Annotated in this window: 16 protein-coding genes; 3 read left to right on the top strand and 13 right to left on the bottom strand. The window is 58.3% G+C overall.

Features of this window, described 5'->3' with window-relative positions:
- Positions 1-229: 229 nt before the first annotated feature.
- From hemG to pepQ, 4 genes are read right to left on the bottom strand one after another with little or no spacing between them, the layout of a single operon-like run.
- Positions 230-766, bottom strand: coding sequence for a menaquinone-dependent protoporphyrinogen IX dehydrogenase (gene hemG, locus BBB56_RS11790; RefSeq protein ID WP_123801149.1), 537 nt, complete (start codon positions 764-766; stop codon positions 230-232).
- A gap of 18 nt (positions 767-784) precedes the next feature.
- Positions 785-2,236, bottom strand: a complete 1,452-nt coding sequence (gene trkH, locus BBB56_RS11785) for a Trk system potassium transporter TrkH (RefSeq protein ID WP_123801142.1) — start codon at positions 2,234-2,236, stop codon at positions 785-787.
- A gap of 24 nt (positions 2,237-2,260) precedes the next feature.
- A complete protein-coding gene (locus BBB56_RS11780) occupies positions 2,261-2,878 on the bottom strand; it encodes an IMPACT family protein (protein ID WP_123801141.1) in 618 nt (205 codons plus the stop codon).
- Entirely contained in the window at positions 2,878-4,209 is a 1,332-nt protein-coding gene (gene pepQ, locus BBB56_RS11775; RefSeq protein ID WP_123801140.1) for a Xaa-Pro dipeptidase, read from the bottom strand. The genes BBB56_RS11780 and pepQ overlap by 1 nt, the downstream gene beginning before the upstream one ends.
- A 184-nt stretch (positions 4,210-4,393) precedes the next feature.
- Between pepQ and fadB the strand changes: the two genes are divergently transcribed.
- Positions 4,394-6,577, top strand: a complete 2,184-nt coding sequence (gene fadB, locus BBB56_RS11770) for a fatty acid oxidation complex subunit alpha FadB (protein ID WP_123801148.1) — start codon at positions 4,394-4,396, stop codon at positions 6,575-6,577.
- Positions 6,578-6,587: 10 nt separating this feature from the next.
- Positions 6,588-7,751: an acetyl-CoA C-acyltransferase FadA gene (gene fadA / locus BBB56_RS11765; RefSeq protein ID WP_123801139.1), complete on the top strand. Its 1,164-nt coding sequence runs from the start codon at positions 6,588-6,590 to the stop codon at positions 7,749-7,751.
- 66 nt (positions 7,752-7,817) lie between these two features.
- Here fadA and fre read toward each other — a convergent pair whose 3' ends face one another.
- From fre to pepE, 3 genes are all read right to left on the bottom strand, one after another.
- Positions 7,818-8,519 carry an NAD(P)H-flavin reductase gene (gene fre, locus BBB56_RS11760; protein WP_123801138.1) on the bottom strand — a complete coding sequence of 234 codons (702 nt, stop codon included), beginning with the start codon at positions 8,517-8,519 and terminating at the stop codon, positions 7,818-7,820.
- Between the two features lie 41 nt (positions 8,520-8,560).
- The gene (gene ubiD, locus BBB56_RS11755; protein ID WP_123801137.1) at positions 8,561-10,045 is read right to left on the bottom strand and encodes a 4-hydroxy-3-polyprenylbenzoate decarboxylase; all 1,485 of its coding nucleotides are present in this window, start codon (positions 10,043-10,045) and stop codon (positions 8,561-8,563) included.
- Between the two features lie 79 nt (positions 10,046-10,124).
- Positions 10,125-10,850, bottom strand: coding sequence for a dipeptidase PepE (gene pepE / locus BBB56_RS11750; protein ID WP_123801136.1), 726 nt, complete (start codon positions 10,848-10,850; stop codon positions 10,125-10,127).
- A gap of 196 nt (positions 10,851-11,046) precedes the next feature.
- Here pepE and rfaH point away from each other — a divergent pair, with 196 nt between their 5' ends.
- On the top strand, positions 11,047-11,535 hold the full coding sequence (rfaH, locus tag BBB56_RS11745) for a transcription/translation regulatory transformer protein RfaH (protein ID WP_123801135.1): 489 nt from the start codon (positions 11,047-11,049) through the stop codon (positions 11,533-11,535).
- Here rfaH and tatD read toward each other — a convergent pair.
- The 6 genes from tatD to ubiJ all read right to left on the bottom strand — a co-directional run bounded on the left by tatD (position 11,532) and on the right by ubiJ (position 16,329).
- The gene (gene tatD / locus BBB56_RS11740) at positions 11,532-12,314 is read right to left on the bottom strand and encodes a 3'-5' ssDNA/RNA exonuclease TatD (protein ID WP_123801134.1); all 783 of its coding nucleotides are present in this window, start codon (positions 12,312-12,314) and stop codon (positions 11,532-11,534) included. The two genes, rfaH and tatD, sit on opposite strands and share 4 nt — an antisense overlap.
- 95 nt (positions 12,315-12,409) lie before the next feature.
- Positions 12,410-13,168 carry a Sec-independent protein translocase subunit TatC gene (gene tatC / locus BBB56_RS11735; protein WP_123801133.1) on the bottom strand — a complete coding sequence of 253 codons (759 nt, stop codon included), beginning with the start codon at positions 13,166-13,168 and terminating at the stop codon, positions 12,410-12,412.
- A 2-nt stretch (positions 13,169-13,170) separates the two neighbouring features.
- On the bottom strand, positions 13,171-13,719 hold the full coding sequence (gene tatB, locus BBB56_RS11730; RefSeq protein WP_123801132.1) for a Sec-independent protein translocase protein TatB: 549 nt from the start codon (positions 13,717-13,719) through the stop codon (positions 13,171-13,173).
- Between the two features lie 3 nt (positions 13,720-13,722).
- On the bottom strand, positions 13,723-13,977 hold the full coding sequence (gene tatA / locus BBB56_RS11725) for a Sec-independent protein translocase subunit TatA (RefSeq protein ID WP_123801131.1): 255 nt from the start codon (positions 13,975-13,977) through the stop codon (positions 13,723-13,725).
- 112 nt (positions 13,978-14,089) lie between these two features.
- Positions 14,090-15,727 carry a ubiquinone biosynthesis regulatory protein kinase UbiB gene (ubiB, locus tag BBB56_RS11720; protein ID WP_123801130.1) on the bottom strand — a complete coding sequence of 546 codons (1,638 nt, stop codon included), beginning with the start codon at positions 15,725-15,727 and terminating at the stop codon, positions 14,090-14,092.
- Complete coding sequence (ubiJ, locus tag BBB56_RS11715; protein WP_123801129.1) at positions 15,724-16,329, bottom strand: ubiquinone biosynthesis protein UbiJ; 606 nt, start codon at positions 16,327-16,329, stop codon at positions 15,724-15,726. Before ubiJ ends, ubiB begins: the two co-directional genes overlap by 4 nt.
- Between the last annotated feature and the right edge of the window lie 12 nt (positions 16,330-16,341).

The raw sequence follows: 16,341 nt of genomic DNA, 5'->3' as shown, positions 1-16,341 counted from the left end.
AAGCCTGCTGCTGCGAGGTGGCGTATATTACGCTTTCCTCCTTCGGAGTCAACCTCTTTTTTCAGAAGTTTTCTCCGGCGACTCAGCTGCCTGAGTCTCCTGAACACTGCGCTCCGTAAGCCGTTGTGCCGTGTCAGTGGAGGCGCATTATAGGGAGTTCTTCTCAGGTGACAAGGGCTAATTTAAAAAAAATTATCGTTCGCCTCAAATTTCAGCAATTCGCTGTTAATCACGCCGATTTGACGGGTAATTGAGCAAATTCCTGCGCGAATCGCGCTACCTGCTGCCAGTCTGTGTACTCCACCTCTTTCGAACTATCGGTTTCGCCCCCGGTCATGCGCATAATCAGTTGAATCATTATCCGATCGAACCAGCGATAGCGCGGGTAGCGCAACGCGCCAGCAAACACAGCGCAGCAATCGGGCTGCCACGGCGACTGCTGTAGGAACTTGCGCGTATAGGCATTGGTCTGAGGGGAGCGCTTTTCCGGTTTGCGCGCCGTCAGGTTCACGCAAAAGAAAGCGCTGGCGCGCTGTTGCAGCGCAACCAGGTGCGTTTTCACGAACTTCGCCACCGCAGGATGAAAATTGCCATAGCGGATAGACGCGCCGATCAGCACGCGATCGTATTGCGCCCAGTCAACCGATCCGGCTTCCAGAATATCGATAACGTCACAGGCCTGCTGCGCCTGTATCTCACGGGCAATGTAAGAGGCGATGTCACGGGCTTGCCCGTCGCGGCTGGAAAAGAGAATCAACGCTTTCATCATTACGTCCTGTTTTACTTATTCACGCCAGAAGGTCGGCGTAAAAAGAACTAATAAGGTAAACACTTCAAGCCGCCCAAACAGCATGGTGGTGATCAATATCCATTTCGCCACATCGTTCATGGAAGTGAAGTTGTCGGCTACCACGCCCAACCCCGGCCCCAGGTTATTCAGCGTGGCGGCAACCGCGGCGAAAGCAGAGAAGTCATCAACGCCAGTGGCGATGATCGCCAGCATACTGACCAGAAACACCAGCGCATAGGCGGAAAAGAAGCCCCACACCGCCTCCAGAATACGTTCCGGCAATGCGCGATTGCCCAGCTTAATAGTGTAAACCGCATTGGGATGCACCAGGCGCTTTAGCTCACGCGATCCCTGCTTACACAGCAGCAGAATACGAATAACCTTTAGTCCCCCGCCGGTAGAACCGGCCATACCGCCGATAAAGGCGGAGCAGAGCAGCAGCACAGGTAAGAATAGCGGCCAGCGCGCGATACTGTCGGTGGTAAAGCCGGCGGTGGTCGCCATCGAAACCACCTGAAAAAACGCCTGATTAAGCGTTTGCCAGCCGCTGGAATAGACGTTGTGAAACCAGAGCACAAGCGTACAGATCACCACCAGCGTCAGCTGCACCCCGATAAAGGTGCGAAACTCCGGATCGCGCCAGTACACGCGCAGGTTGCGATTGCTGAGCAGCGAAAAGTGCAGGCCGTAGTTACAGCCAGAGATCAGCAGGAAGATAGCGATAATGGTATTGATGGTGCCGCTGTTGAAATAGCCAATGCTGGCGTCATGCGTGGAGAAACCGCCGATAGCGATGGTCGAGAAGCTGTGCCCTATCGCATCGAACAGCGGCATACCCGCCAGCCACAGCGCGACTGCGCAGGCGACCGTCAGCAATACATAGATCAGCCAGAGGGTTTTAGCCGTTTCGGCAATACGCGGCCGCATCTTGTTGTCCTTCAGCGGACCGGGCATTTCCGCACGGTAGAGCTGCATTCCCCCTACGCCCAGAATCGGCAGAATCGCCACCGCCAGCACAATGATCCCCATACCGCCCAGCCATTGCAGCATCTGACGATAAAACAGAATAGCTTTTGGCATGGTATCCAGCCCCACCAGCGTGGTGGCGCCGGTTGTCGTCAGACCGGAAAAGGACTCAAAGAAAGCGTCGGTCACCGAGAGATGCGGCTGTTCAGCAAAGACGAAAGGCATTGCCCCCACGCTGCCCAGTACGGTCCAGAACAGCACCACAATTAAAAAGCCTTCGCGCGGCTTCAGCTCGGAGCGCTGTTTACGATTGGGCCACCACAGCAGCGAGCCAATCGCCAGCGCCATTAAAAAGGTCTGACTAAACGCGCGTCCGGCGCCATCGCGATAGATCAGCGCCACCAGTCCAGGCAGGATCATCGTGACGGAGAACAGGATGACCAGCAGACCGACAATGCGAGTAATGGCACGAAAATGCATTCAGCCGTTCCTTAGAAAAGAGTGTCAGAGGGTTAACGGGTCGAGGCTCAGCGCGCCCCGGCTAAAATCAGACAGCGTCTGTTTAAACGCGTCAATATGCGCGTAGGGCAGCGCCAGCGTCAGCGCGATGCGATCGAGATAAACACTCTTCTCAATGCGACCGTCGAACCGGGCCAGCAGGCGCTCAATATCGCTGAGCTGAGCATAATCGCACTTCAGCGCGAACTGTTTCATCGGCACTTTCCGCGTGCGCGCCAGCTGCTTCAGCGCCTGCTGCACTCCCCCGCCGTAGGCTTTCACCAGCCCGCCGGTCCCCAGCATAATGCCGCCGTAATAGCGCACCACCACCGCCGTAATCTCGCCGATGCCGGCGCCCATTAGCTGCGCCAGCATCGGTTTCCCGGCGGTTCCGGAGGGTTCGCCGTCATCGGAAAAGCCCAGCTGCTGTGAATCCTGCGGCGCGCCCGCCACCCAGGCCCAGCAGTGATGGCGCGCATCGGGATGCTGCTCTTTGACCTGCTGCACAAAGGCGCGCGCCGCCTCCACGCCGTCAGTATGGGCCAGCAGCGTGATAAAGCGGCTTTTCTTAATGGTTTCCTCGCTGATGCTGACGGCATCAGCGGGTATATCGAACGCGTCCATCAGGCAAGTTGCAGATCGCGCGTCATATTCTCAATGCGGTTGGCATGAATCACCACATTGTCTTCGATACGAATACCGCCATAAGGCTTCAGCGCATCAATGGCCTGCCAGTTCAGATACTGACTGAACGGACCGTCGCGCAGCGGCGCCAGCAGCGATTCGATAATATAAAAGCCTGGCTCAATGGTCAGCACCATGCCGGGTTCCAGCACGCGCGTGCAGCGCAGATAAGGATACTGCGCCGGAGCCGCCAGATGCGTTCCGGCGTCATCCTGCATAAAGCCTGCGACATCATGCACCTGCAAACCGAGCGGATGGCCGAGGCCGTGCGGCATAAAGGGTCCGGTAATATTCTCCGCTACCAGCGCCTCTTCGCTCAGCCCTTTTACCAGATCGAACTTCAACAGCAGCTTCGCGATGCGCTGATGCATTTGCAGATGGTAGTCGGTGTAGCGCACGCCCGCTTTGAGCGTCGCAATCAGCGCCAGCTCTTCGCTGTTCATCGCGGACACCATACTGGCGTAGAGCGAATTTTTTTGCGCCGCATAGCTGCGCGTCAGATCGGCGGCATAGCCGAGATATTCCGCGCCGGCGTCAATCAGGAAGCTGTGGCGCTTCGGCGGCGGCTGGTGATCGAGGCGCGTATAGTGCAGCACGGCGGCGTGCTCATTCAGCGCGATAATATTGCCGTAAGGCACATCCGTATCCCGATGACCGGTCGCGGTCAGATAGGCCAGATTAATATCGAACTCGCTCAGACCAGAGAAAAATGCCTCTTTCGCGGCGCGATGCCCGGCCACGGCCAGCTTTTGCGCCTCGCGCATACAGGCCAGCTCATAATCGGTTTTGATGCTGCGATGATAGTGAAGGAAGTCGATAACGGCTTTTGGATTGGTATTATCGGCGCTGATGCCCAACTGCGCGGCGCGCGACGTCACCGGCCCGATATAGGCCACTTTTTCGCGCTGGGCGGGCAGCAGCTGACCAATTTCATCGGCGTTTTTCAGGCCGATGACCTCGACAGCCTCGGTCCAGAAACTGTTCGGCAGCGGCTCGACGTTATGCCAGTAATCTACCGGCGAGTAGAACCACAGCTTCGGCTTATTCACGCCGTCGATCCAGAGCCAGCAGTTCGGCACCTGAGTGACCGGCACCCAGGCTTTAAACTGGGGATTCACCTTAAAGGGATAGTCATGATCGTCGAGAAAAACCGTCAGTAGTTCGCCGGAATGAATCAACAGCGCATCCAGCTTATTGCGCGCCAGCACCTGCTGCGCCCGCTGTTGCAGCGTAGCGATATGCGTCTGATACAGCGTTTTCAGTGAATCCATTGCTCGCTCTCCCAAGTCGCGAAAATCGCCGCAGTGTAGCACAGCCGCGGCCTGAGCGCCGCGTTGCCGACGCTGTGATCCTGTTAGCAAATAAGCAAACATTGGTTTGCAAAAAATTAACATGGCTCGCACACTCCTGAACATCTGGTATGACCAGATCAACTTTCGCGATCAGGAGACGCACATGCTCTACCAAGGCGAGACCCTTTCCCTGCGCTGGCTTGAAGACGGCATCGCTGAGCTGCTGTTCGACGCGCCCGGCTCAGTCAATAAACTGGATACCAAAACCGTCGCCAGCCTCGGCGAAGCCATTGGCGTGCTGGAGCAACAAACAGCGCTGCGCGGCGTGCTGCTGGCTTCGGCGAAACCGGCCTTTATCGTCGGCGCCGATATAACCGAATTTCTTTCGCTGTTCGACGCGCCGACGGAAAAGCTCAGCCAGTGGCTGGCCTTCGCTAACAGCATCTTTAACCGACTGGAAGATCTGCCCGTGCCGACTATCGCCGCCATCGACGGCTATGCGCTGGGCGGCGGCTGCGAATGCGTGCTGGCGACCGACCTGCGCGTGGCCACGCCTGGCGCACGCATCGGTCTGCCGGAAACGCGCCTCGGCATTATGCCGGGCTTCGGCGGCAGCGTGCGCCTGCCTCGCCTGCTGGGAGCCGACAGCGCGCTGGAGATTATCGCTGCCGGTAAAGATATCGACGGCTTCAGCGCGCTGAAGCTTGGGCTGGTCGATGCGGTGGTCGACAGCGATAAACTGCATCAGGCCGCCGTGACCATGTTGAAAGCGGCTATTCAGCAGGGAGACTGGCCGGCCCGTCGCGCGCCGAAGCTCGCGCCGCTGCGCCTGAGTCCTGTTGAAGCGGCGATGAGCTTTACTATCGCCAAAAGCGTGGTGCTGCAAACCGCCGGCAAACATTATCCTGCGCCGCTGACCGCCGTAAACACCATTGAGGCGGCGGCCTCGCTGGGGCGCGACGATGCGCTGAAGCTGGAAAACGCCGCATTCGTTCCGCTGGCGCAGAGCGATGAGGCGCGCGCGCTGGTCGGCATCTTCCTTAACGATCAGTACGTCAAAGGGCTGGCGAAAAAGCACGCCAGCGCCAGCAGCACGCCTGAGCAAGCGGCGGTGCTGGGCGCAGGAATTATGGGCGGCGGCATCAGCTATCAGTCCGCGTGGAAAGGCGTGCCGGTGAAAATGAAAGATATTCAGCCGCAGGCCTTAGCGTTGGGGATGAGCGAAGCGAGCAAGCTGCTGAACAAACAGCTGGAGCGCGGCAAAATCGACGGCGGCAAACTGGCCAGCACCATTGCCATGATCCAGCCGACGCTGGACTATGCCGGTTTTGAGCGGGCCGATATTGTGGTCGAGGCGGTGGTAGAAAATCCGCAGGTTAAAGCGAAAGTGCTGGCCGAAACCGAGCAGCATTTACGCGAGGACGCCGTGCTCGCCTCCAATACCTCCACTATTCCCATCAGCCAGCTGGCGCAGGCGCTACAGCGCCCTGAGAATTTTTGCGGCATGCACTTCTTTAATCCGGTGCCGCGTATGCCGCTGGTAGAAGTGGTGCGCGGCGCGAAGAGCAGCGATGCCACCATTGGTAAAGTCGTGGCCTGGGCAAGCAAAATGGGTAAAACGCCGATCGTGGTGAATGACTGCCCTGGGTTCTTTGTTAATCGCGTGCTCTTCCCCTACTTTGCCGCGTTTAGCCTGCTGCTGCGCGACGGCGCGGATTTCCGCCAGATCGATAAAGTGATGGAAAAGCAGTTTGGCTGGCCGATGGGTCCGGCGTGGCTGCTGGACGTGGTAGGCATCGATACCGCTCACCATGCGCAGCGCGTGATGGCGGACGGCTTTCCGACGCGAATGAAGAAAGATTACCGCGACGCTATCGACGTCCTGTTTGAATCCGGACGCTACGGCCAGAAGAACGGCAAGGGATTCTACCTCTGGGAGCAGGATCGCAAAGGCAAAGCGAAGAAGGTGAATGACGTTGAAGTAGATACGCTGCTGAATCACGTCTGCGAAACAAAACGCGTCTTCAGCGACGAAGAGATCCTCAATCGTATGATGATCCCGATGCTGAATGAGGTTGTGCGCTGCCTCGAAGAAAAAATTGTGGCCTCTCCCGCTGAAGCCGATATGGCGCTGGTCTACGGTCTCGGCTTCCCGCCGTTCCGCGGCGGCGCGCTGCGCTACCTCGACACGCTGGGCAACGGCAACGTCGTCGACCAGGCGCGACGCTACACCCCTCTCGGCCCGCTGTACGAACTCCCTGCTCTGCTGCTGCACAAAGCGCACCGGCATGAAAGCTGGTATCCAGCGGCCCAACCTATTGACGAAGCTGCGCTGCAAAGCGCCTGAGGGAGAGAAAATGGAAAATGTCGTGATTGTCGATGCGATCCGTACCCCAATGGGTCGTTCAAAAGGCGGTGCCTTTCGCCATGTAAGGGCGGAAGATCTCTCCGCGCATCTGATGCGCGAGCTGTTAAGCCGCCATCCGGCGCTGGACGCAGCGAAGCTGGACGATGTGGTCTGGGGCTGCGTGCAGCAGACGCTGGAGCAGGGTTTTAATATTGCGCGCAACGCCGCCCTGCTGGCCGAGATACCGCATCGCGTACCGGCCACCACCGTGAATCGTCTGTGCGGCTCGTCGATGCAGGCGCTGCACGATGCGGCGCGCGCCATCATGGTCGGCGATGCCCATGCCTGTCTGGTCGGCGGCGTGGAACATATGGGCCATGTGCCGATGAACCACGGCGTGGATTTTCATCCAGGCCTGAGCCGTACCGTCGCCAAAGCGGCGGGTATGATGGGCCTGACCGCCGAGATGCTGGCCCGGATGCACCATATCAGCCGCGAGCAGCAGGACGCCTTTGCCCTGCGCTCGCACCAGCGCGCCTGGGCCGCGACGCAGCGCGGCGATTTCCGCCAGGAAATCGTACCGACCTACGGACACGACGCCGATGGCACCCTGAAACGCTATGACTATGACGAAGTAATTCGCGAAGAGACCAGTCTTGAAGGGCTGGCGGCGCTGAAGCCCGCTTTCGATCCGGTAAGCGGCACGGTGACGGCGGGCAGTTCATCGGCGCTCTCTGATGGCGCAGCCGCAATGCTGGTGATGAGCGAAAGCCGCGCGCGCGAACTGGGCCTGACCGCACGCGCGCGAATCAGAAGCATGGCGGTCATCGGCTGCGATCCGTCAATCATGGGCTACGGTCCGGTGCCGGCCAGCAGGCTGGCGCTGAAGCGCGCGGGCTTGAGTATTGAGGATATTGAGGTTGTCGAGCTGAATGAGGCGTTTGCCGCGCAGACGCTGCCGTGCATCAAAGATCTCGGCCTGCTGGATCGGCTGGACGACAAGGTGAACCTGAACGGCGGCGCGATAGCGCTTGGACATCCGCTCGGCTGCTCCGGCGCGCGTATCAGCACCACGCTGCTGAACCTTATGGAACGACGCGATGCCCGCTTTGGCCTTGCCAGCATGTGTATCGGCCTGGGCCAGGGCATCGCAACCGTATTCGAACGTCTGTAATACGTTGGATCACGTTGGAAGTTTTTTCCCGCCTGTCAGGGGCGGGTTTTTTCTGCCTGCTGCGCCTTAAATAAAGGCGAACGCGTCACCAAACATCTGCGTCTCTTTCGCCCCGCGCTCGGCGCAGAAGCGATCGCGCGCGATTTTCGCCATCTCAAAGCGTCCAGCGATATAGATGTCATGCTCCGCCAGCGTCGCGAAATCCTGCATCACAGCGGTGAGCACCGTGCCGGAACGTCCCTGCCAGCCCTCTTCCGGCTGCTCCACGACCGGGATCACCTTCAGATTCGGATGCTTTACCGCCAGCGCGTTCAGCTCATCCAGATCGTAGAGATGCTGTAATTCACGGCCGCCCCAGTAAATGGCGATGTCGCGATCCGGCTGCTGCGCCAGCGCGGTCAGCAGAATTGAGCGCGCATAGGAGAAGCCCGTGCCGCCCGCGATCAGCACGATGGGGCGCGTGCTCTCTTCGCGCAGCCAGGCGTCGCCGTGCGGCATATCCACCGTAATCTGGCGATCGTCGCGGATGCGATCCATCACCGCCATGGCGTAGAGATTAAGGTCGGACGCGCCGATATGCAGCTCGATAATCTCTTTTTCCATCGGGGTCGACGCCAGCGAGAACGGGCGCTTGTCGCGCTCGTCCATTACTACCATCAGATACTGCCCGGCGCGAAAGGTAAAATCCGCTTCGGGGATCAGGCGAACGCGATATACGGTATCCGTAATCGCTTCAACCGAGGTTACTTTACAGCTTAAGGTTGTCATGCGTTCCCTCTGTCGGGTCGTCATTAGGGTTATGCGCGCCGTCAGCGCTGCGGCGGCTGAGTAAATATGCCTAAGTCATCCCAAATCGCGTCGATGCGCGCCGTCACGGCGGGATCCTTAACGATCGGACGTCCCCATTCGCGCTGGGTTTCGCCCGGCCATTTATTGGTGGCGTCCAGTCCCATTTTGGAACCCAGTCCGGACACCGGCGATGCAAAGTCCAGGTAATCGATAGGCGTGTTCTCTACCAGTACCGTATCGCGCGCGGGGTCCATACGCGTAGTAATGGCCCAGATCACATCGTTCCAGTCGCGCGCGTTAACATCGTCGTCACACACAATAACAAATTTGGTGTACATGAACTGCCGCAGAAATGACCAGACGCCAAACATTACGCGTTTGGCATGGCCTGCGTACTGTTTTTTCATCGTCACCACCGCCAGCCGGTATGAGCAGCCTTCCGGCGGCAGATAGAAGTCCACGATTTCCGGAAACTGCTTAATCAAAATCGGCACCAGCACTTCATTCAGCGCCACGCCCAGCACCGCCGGTTCATCCGGCGGCCGGCCGGTATAGGTGGAGTGGTAAATGGCGTTCTTTCGCTGCGTTACGTGCGTCACGGTGAAAACCGGGAAGTTATCTATTTCATTGTAGTAGCCCGTATGATCGCCATAGGGACCTTCCGGCGCCATGTCGCCCGGCTCAATATAGCCTTCCAGCACAATTTCCGCGCTGGCGGGCACTTCCAGATCGTTGGAGAGGCACTTCACCACTTCGGTTTTATTGCCGCGCAGCAGACCGGCAAACGCATACTCCGACAGCGTGTCCGGCACCGGCGTGACCGCGCCGAGAATAGTGGCCGGATCGGCGCCGAGCGCCACCGAAACCGGGAAGCGCTCGCCGGGATGGGTCTGGCACCACTCCTGAAAATCGAGCGCCCCGCCGCGATGGGAGAGCCAGCGCATGATCAGACGGTTCTTGCCGATCACCTGCTGACGGTAGATGCCCAGATTCTGCCGCTCTTTGTGCGGACCGCGCGTGACGGTAAGGCCCCATGTGATCAGCGGCGCGGCATCGTCTGGCCAGCACTTCATCACCGGAATGCGCGACAGATCGACCTCGTCGCCGCTAAACACCACTTCCTGACAGGGCGCGTGGCGCAGCCGTTTCGTCGGCATGTTCAATACCTGCCTGAACTGCGGCATTTTGTCGAACAGATCGCGGAAGCCTTTCGGCGGCTCCGGCTCTTTTAAAAACGCCAGCAGCTTGCCCACTTCACGCAGGGCGCTGACCTCTTCCTGGCCCATGCCCATCGCCACGCGTTTCGGCGTGCCGAACAGGTTGCACAGCACCGGCATGTCATAGCCTTTCGGATTTTCAAACAGCAGCGCCGGTCCGCCAGCGCGCAGCGTGCGGTCGGCGATCTCGGTCATTTCCAGCTCAGGATCGATAGACTGGCTAATACGCTTCAACTCGCCGCGCTGTTCCAGCAGCGTGAGGAAGTCTCGTAAATCGTGATATTTCATGCGGCTTTCGCTTCCAGCCAAAGTGAATCGGCCATTATAGGGCCGATTGTTAAGGCGTGTTGGGTTTTATGCGGCAATCTTAATCGCAGCGAAAGGGAACCAGCGGCTGCAACGCCGCAGTATCGCGACAGGCCTGAATCGGCCGACCGTGGCGGAAGAGCTTAAAATCTTCGCCGCGCACGCTGAAATAACAGAGCTGATTTTCATGCACATGCAGGAAGCTGCCTTCGCGCAGCGCAATAACCGACTCATCAGGGTTAACGGCGCAAAACTCCGCCAGCCGTTCATCGCGCGTTTCGCCCATATGCCCGCTGGCGTGCGCGTCAAGATAGTGAGGATTGATCTGGACCGGAAACAGGCCCAGCGCAGGCAATACGACGCTGCTGCGCACCGGCATATCATTGGTGGTGCGAATTGACGGCGTTGCCACGTTGCAGCCTGCGCTCCAGCCGATATAGGGCACATTGCGCTCACGCACCGCGCGCTGAATCGCCACGATCAATCCGCTCTCATGCAGCATCTGATTAAGCAGCCAGGTATTGCCGCCGCTGACCAGAATCAGCTCGGCCTGTTCAATGGCCGCCACCGGCGTGGCAAAATCCTGCACGCAGCGAACCTCTATACCCAGCGACGTGCTCAGTTCATCGGCGCGCTGCTGGTGGTCGCCGCGAATGATCGCATAAGGCACCAGCACCGCCGACCGAATGCCGCGCTGGGCGATCATCGCATGCAGCTGCGGCTGCGCATACCCCAGCAGAGGCGCGTCGTCGGCCAGCTTACCGTTACTTAATAAAAACAGTTCCATCAGCAGATCCTTTTGGCAAAGGTTACGAGCAACGAGTCTGTACCAGTGTCTTACTGCTCGTCAATTCCGCTCGACATCATGAAGGAGACCGCTAAACCGCAGCTGTTTGCCTGCATCGGCATCTTTCCACGCTGCGATGCGCTATAACTCTGGCAGCAGGTTTGCTATTCTTAGCGTCCATTCGATGGGAGCGGTTATGGAATCCTGGTACTTACTCTATTGCAAACGTGGACAGCTGTTGCGCGCGAAAGAGCATCTTGAGCGGCAAGAGGTACACTGCCTCAGCCCGATGATCGCTCTGGAAAAAGTGGTGCGCGGCAAACGGACCACGGTGAGTGAGCCTCTGTTTCCTAATTACCTGTTTATCGAATTTGATCCGGAAGCGATTCACACCACTACCATCAGCAGCACCCGCGGCGTCAGCCACTTTGTGCGCTTTGGCACTCTGCCAGCGACCGTGCCTTCGGCGGTCATCGAAGCGCTGCAAACCGACGCGCCGCAAACGCTGATTGACCCCGAAACGCCGCAGATCGGCGATGAGGTCATCATCACCGAAGGGACGTTTGAAGGTCTGCGCGCCATTTTCGCGGAGCCTGACGGCGAAACCCGATCTATGCTGCTGCTCAACCTGCTAAACAAGCAGGTCATGCGCAGCGTCGATAACAAGCAGTTCCGTAAGCTTTAAGCCAGCCGGAACAGCGTGCGCGCGTTGCGGTCAACCTGTGCTGCCAGCGTATCCCGATCCTCTCCACGCCATAGCGCTACCTGCTGCACAATATGCGGCAAAAAGCAGGGTTCATTACGGCGTGACGTCGGGCGCGGGTGCATATCGCGCGGCAGCAGCCAGGGCGCGTCAGTCTCCAGCAGCAAACGCTCCGCCGGGATCAGCGGCAGCATTTCGCGCAGCGCTAAGCCGCGGCGCTCGTCGCACACCCAGCCGGTAATGCCTATCGACAGTCCCATCGCCAGACAGGACTCCAGCTCCTCACGGGTGCCGGTAAAGCAGTGCATCACGGCGCCCGGCAGCTTCGGCAGCCAGGGCGCCAGCACGGCCGCAAAGCGATCGTGCGCTTCGCGACAGTGAAGAAACACCGGCATATTCAGTTCAGCGGCCAGCGCCAGCTGCGCGTCAAAGGCATATTCCTGTTGATCGTGAGCAGAGAGGTTGCGGTTGAAATCGAGTCCGCACTCGCCAATCGCCACCACCTGCGGCCGTTCCGCCAGTCGACGCAGCGTGCTGGCCGTTTCATTCGACCACTCGCTGGCATGATGCGGATGCACGCCCGCGGTAGACCAGCAAAAATCGGGCTGGCGCTCTGCCAGCCGCTGCGCCTGCTGGCTTTCCAGCGCGTTGGTCCCGGTGATTAATAGGCCGGTGACGCCCGCTTCGCGCGCACGCTTTACCACCTTGTCGCGGTCGGCGGCGAATTGTGTGCTGGTCAGGTTTACACCGATATCAAACATAGTTTTTCCCATGGCTCATTAAACAAAAACCGCCCAGATGGGCGGTTCGGTGACTGTGTCTACCCGCCAGATGCGGGAAGTGTCGCGTTCGCGGTTCAGGAATCGGTATGGTGTTCCTCATCCTGCGCCCGACGCCCCTTCCCGACGTAGTAACGGGAAAAGAATACGCCGACTTCAAACAGGCAGTACATCGGAATAGCGAGCAAAGTTTGCGAGAAAACGTCAGGCGGTGTGAGCAGCATCCCAACAACGAACGCGCCGACCAGAATGTAGGGACGTTTCTTTTTCAGATCTTCCGGCGTGGTGATGCCGGTCCAGCACAGCAGAACAATCGCCACCGGCACCTCAAAGGCGACGCCGAACGCCATAAATAGCGTCATAACGAAGTCGAGGTAGTTGGTAATATCGGTGGCGATGGTGACGCCCTGCGGCGCGGTTTTGGCAAAAAAGCCGAACGCCAGCGGGAAGACCACAAAATAGGCAAAGGCCACGCCGACGTAAAACAGCAGCGTACTGGAGAACAGCAGCGGCATCACCAGCTTACGTTCGTGGCGGTAGAGCGCCGGGGCAACGAAGGCCCACACCTGATATAAAATCACCGGCACGGCAAGGAAAACCGAGACGATAATGGTGAGCTTAATCGGGGTAAAAAACGGCGAGGCGACGTCGGTGGCGATCATGCTCGCGCCAGCCGGCATCTGACTGATCAGCGGCGAAGCGACCATGTGATAGATGTCGTTGGCAAAATAGATCAGCGCCATGAAAATCGCAAACACGGCGCCGATGCAGTAGAGCAGGCGCTTACGCAGCTCAATCAGATGGCTGATGAGCGGTTGGGTATCTTCAACGGCCATGGTTATCGTTCATCACTTGCAGAAGAGGATGTTGCCGGACTGCGCGAAGCGGCCGGTTCAGACTTCACCACCGGCGCTTGCGGGTTCACATCGGATTTAGCGCGTTCAGCGTTATCGCCTTCAACACCCGCTGCGGGCGTCTGCGCAGGCGCGCTGGCCTGCGTATCGGCCATCGCCGGCGTCACGGGTTCTGGCGCCCGCGGCTGCGGCGCATGAATAGTGTTGGCTTCGTCTTCGGCTTTTTCAACGTCAATGCTCTGCTGAACCGAACGCTTCATGGAGTCGGCGGTTTTACGCAGCTCTTCCATTGACTCTTTCAGCTCTGGCGACATGGTGCCGCGACTCGCCTCTTCCACTTTTTTCAGACTGTCCTGCAACTCTTGCAGTTTCAGTTCCTGCGCCAGCTCATGCTGTACGTTGGCGGCCAGCGAGCGCATCGCTCGAATCCAGCCCACTACGGTTTTTACCGCAACCGGTAGTCGTTGCGGGCCGAGTACGATCAGCCCGATAACGAACACCAGTACCAGTTCACTAAAACCAATGTCGAACACGGTTTACACCTGCTTGTCGTTTTTGACGTCTTCTTTGTTAGCCGAAGTTTGCTGTTTGTCCGCCAGCGTTTTGGCATTGAAATCAGCGTCCTGCTGGTTTGGTTGATCCTTTTTCTCGTCTTCATCGCTCATGGCCTTTTTAAAGCCCTTGATAGAAGAACCGAGATCGGAACCCAGGTTTTTTAACTTATTGGTGCCAAACAGGAGTACAACGATGACGGCAATAATTAATAATTGCCAGATACTGATACCGCCCATGAGATAGTGCCTCTGATGTTGCGAGATATTGAGAAGAGTAATGTCAGCCAAAAGCCCTGGAAACGCCGGGCTTAAGGCTGCGACATTACCGCGATTCAGGCGTGGCTGACAATTAGTTTGTCTTACGCCAGCCGATTAGCCAGGTGACGAGACCCGCCGCCATCAGCACGGCCGGGAAGAAATCCCAGTCCGGTCGGCTCAGCAAGACGGCCGTCCCGCTTAGCAGCAGCGTCGCGCCGACGCCGAACAGGTAGCGCGCTTTATGATGCCGCGTGCGCTGGGCCTGCATATCGGTGGTCAGCTTATCGACACTGTGCTGTAAAAGTTTATGGTGCCGCATGCTTTCATAAAACAGCTCCGGCAGCTCCGGCAGTTTTTCCGCCCAGAACGGCGCTTTGTCTTTTACCGCGCGCAGTAGCGCAGGCAGACCAATCTGATCTTTGATCCACTCTTCCAGGAACGGCTTCGCGGTTTTCCACAGGTCGAGCTGCGGATAGAGCTGCCGACCAATCCCCTCAATATAGAGTAGCGTTTTTTGCAGCAAGACCAGCTGCGGTTGCACTTCCATATTAAACCGGCGCGCGGTGCTGAACAGGTTAAGCAGCACATGACCGAAGGAGATCTCCGCCAGCGGTTTTTCAAAGATAGGTTCGCAGACGGTACGGATAGCAAACTCGAAATCTTCGACGTTGGTATCCGGCGGCACCCAGCCCGAATCCACATGCAGCTCCGCAACCTTGCGGTAGTCGCGGTTAAAGAAGGCGATAAAGTTTTCCGCCAGATAGCGCTTATCTTCTTTGTTCAGCGAACCGACGATGCCGCAGTCGATGCCGATGTACTGCGGATCTTCCGGATGGTCATAGCTGACAAAAATATTGCCTGGATGCATATCGGCGTGGAAGAAGCTGTCGCGGAATACCTGAGTAAAGAACACCTGCACGCCGCGCTCGGCCAGCAGCTTCATGTTGACGCCATGCTGCTCCAGCGTCGCCACGTCCGAGATCGGAATGCCGTAGATGCGCTCCATCACCAGCATGGTCTCGCTACAGTAGTCTGAATAGACTTCCGGCACGTAGAGCATATGGCTGTCTTCGAAATTGCGCCGCAGCTGGATGGCGTTGGCCGCTTCGCGCAGCAGATTCAGCTCGTCAATCAGCGTTTTTTCATAGTCGCGCACCACTTCCATCGGGCGCAGACGGCGGCCGTCCGGCAGCAGACGCGGCACCCAGCGCGCCAGGCGATAGATCAGCTTCATGTCCGCTTTAATCACCGGCAGGATGTCCGGTCGGATAACCTTAATCACCACTTTTTTGCCGGTGGCTTTCAGCGTGGCGGTGTGCACCTGCGCGATCGACGCCGACGCCAGCGGCTTAATATCGAAATCCTCAAACCAGCTTTCGATCGGACCGCCGATAGACTTTTCGATCTGCGCTTTGGCTTTCACCCCGTCAAAAGGCGCGACGCGATCCTGCAAGATCGCCAGCTGATCGGCAATCAGCGGGGGAAACAGATCGCGGCGCGTGGAGAGCATCTGGCCAAATTTAATCCAGACCGGACCTAGCTGCTCCATCGCCAGACGCATACGTACGCCGATTTCTTCGTCTTTGTGGCGGTTAGGGATCCAGAAAATACCGCGACGCCAGAGGCGCAGTGGAAGGGTAAGGCGCATGCGGGGGATCAGTTCATCAAGGCCGTAGGTTAAAAACACCTTGATGATGAAATACAAACGGCGAATCTCTCCAAACGTCATTTCGCCTCCAGCTGCGCTAAACGCGCATCGAGCGCATTAAGCGAACGTTCCATCGCGTCGACCTCCTCAGAAAACCACGCAAGTTCCAGCGCGCCAGGCGCGACGCGCCACTCTTCGGTTAATGCCTGCCCCAGATAATCCTGCCGGCGCGTTACCTCGCTGCGAAACAGCCGCAGCGCGCGCTGCGCCGCCTGGCTGACGCCCTGCGCGGCGATGTCGCCAATCCAGGGCGCAAGGTATTCAGCCGGATCCAGTTCGGCCAGGTCGATCAGCGCCGAGAAGCGCTGCACCACCTGCAAATCGCCTTCTACCTGTAGCTCGCCGCTGCGTATCAGGGCGGTAAGCTGCTGGCGGTCACGCAGCTTCGGCAGGGTTTTTAGCTGCGTAATGACCGTACAGTCGCTGCTGTCCTGCCAGTCACTCAGCACATCCAGCTGCTGCTCGCTGAACACCAGCACCAGCGGATGCGAAAGCTCATCGAGGCGCAGCGTAAGAACCTGCCCTGCCAGACGCTGGCGCGCGGCTTTCAGGCTGCGATCGCGATAGAGCACGCGGTTTAGCGCGGTCTCAAGACCGGCAGTAATCAGGGGCGTTAAGCGCATTGCCATATCCGG

The organism is Candidatus Pantoea deserta (assembly GCF_003813865.1).
GTDB lineage: Bacteria > Pseudomonadota > Gammaproteobacteria > Enterobacterales > Enterobacteriaceae > Pantoea > Pantoea deserta.
Note: the sequence above shows the minus strand (reverse complement) of the source record. Positions and strands in the feature narration are given on the sequence as shown.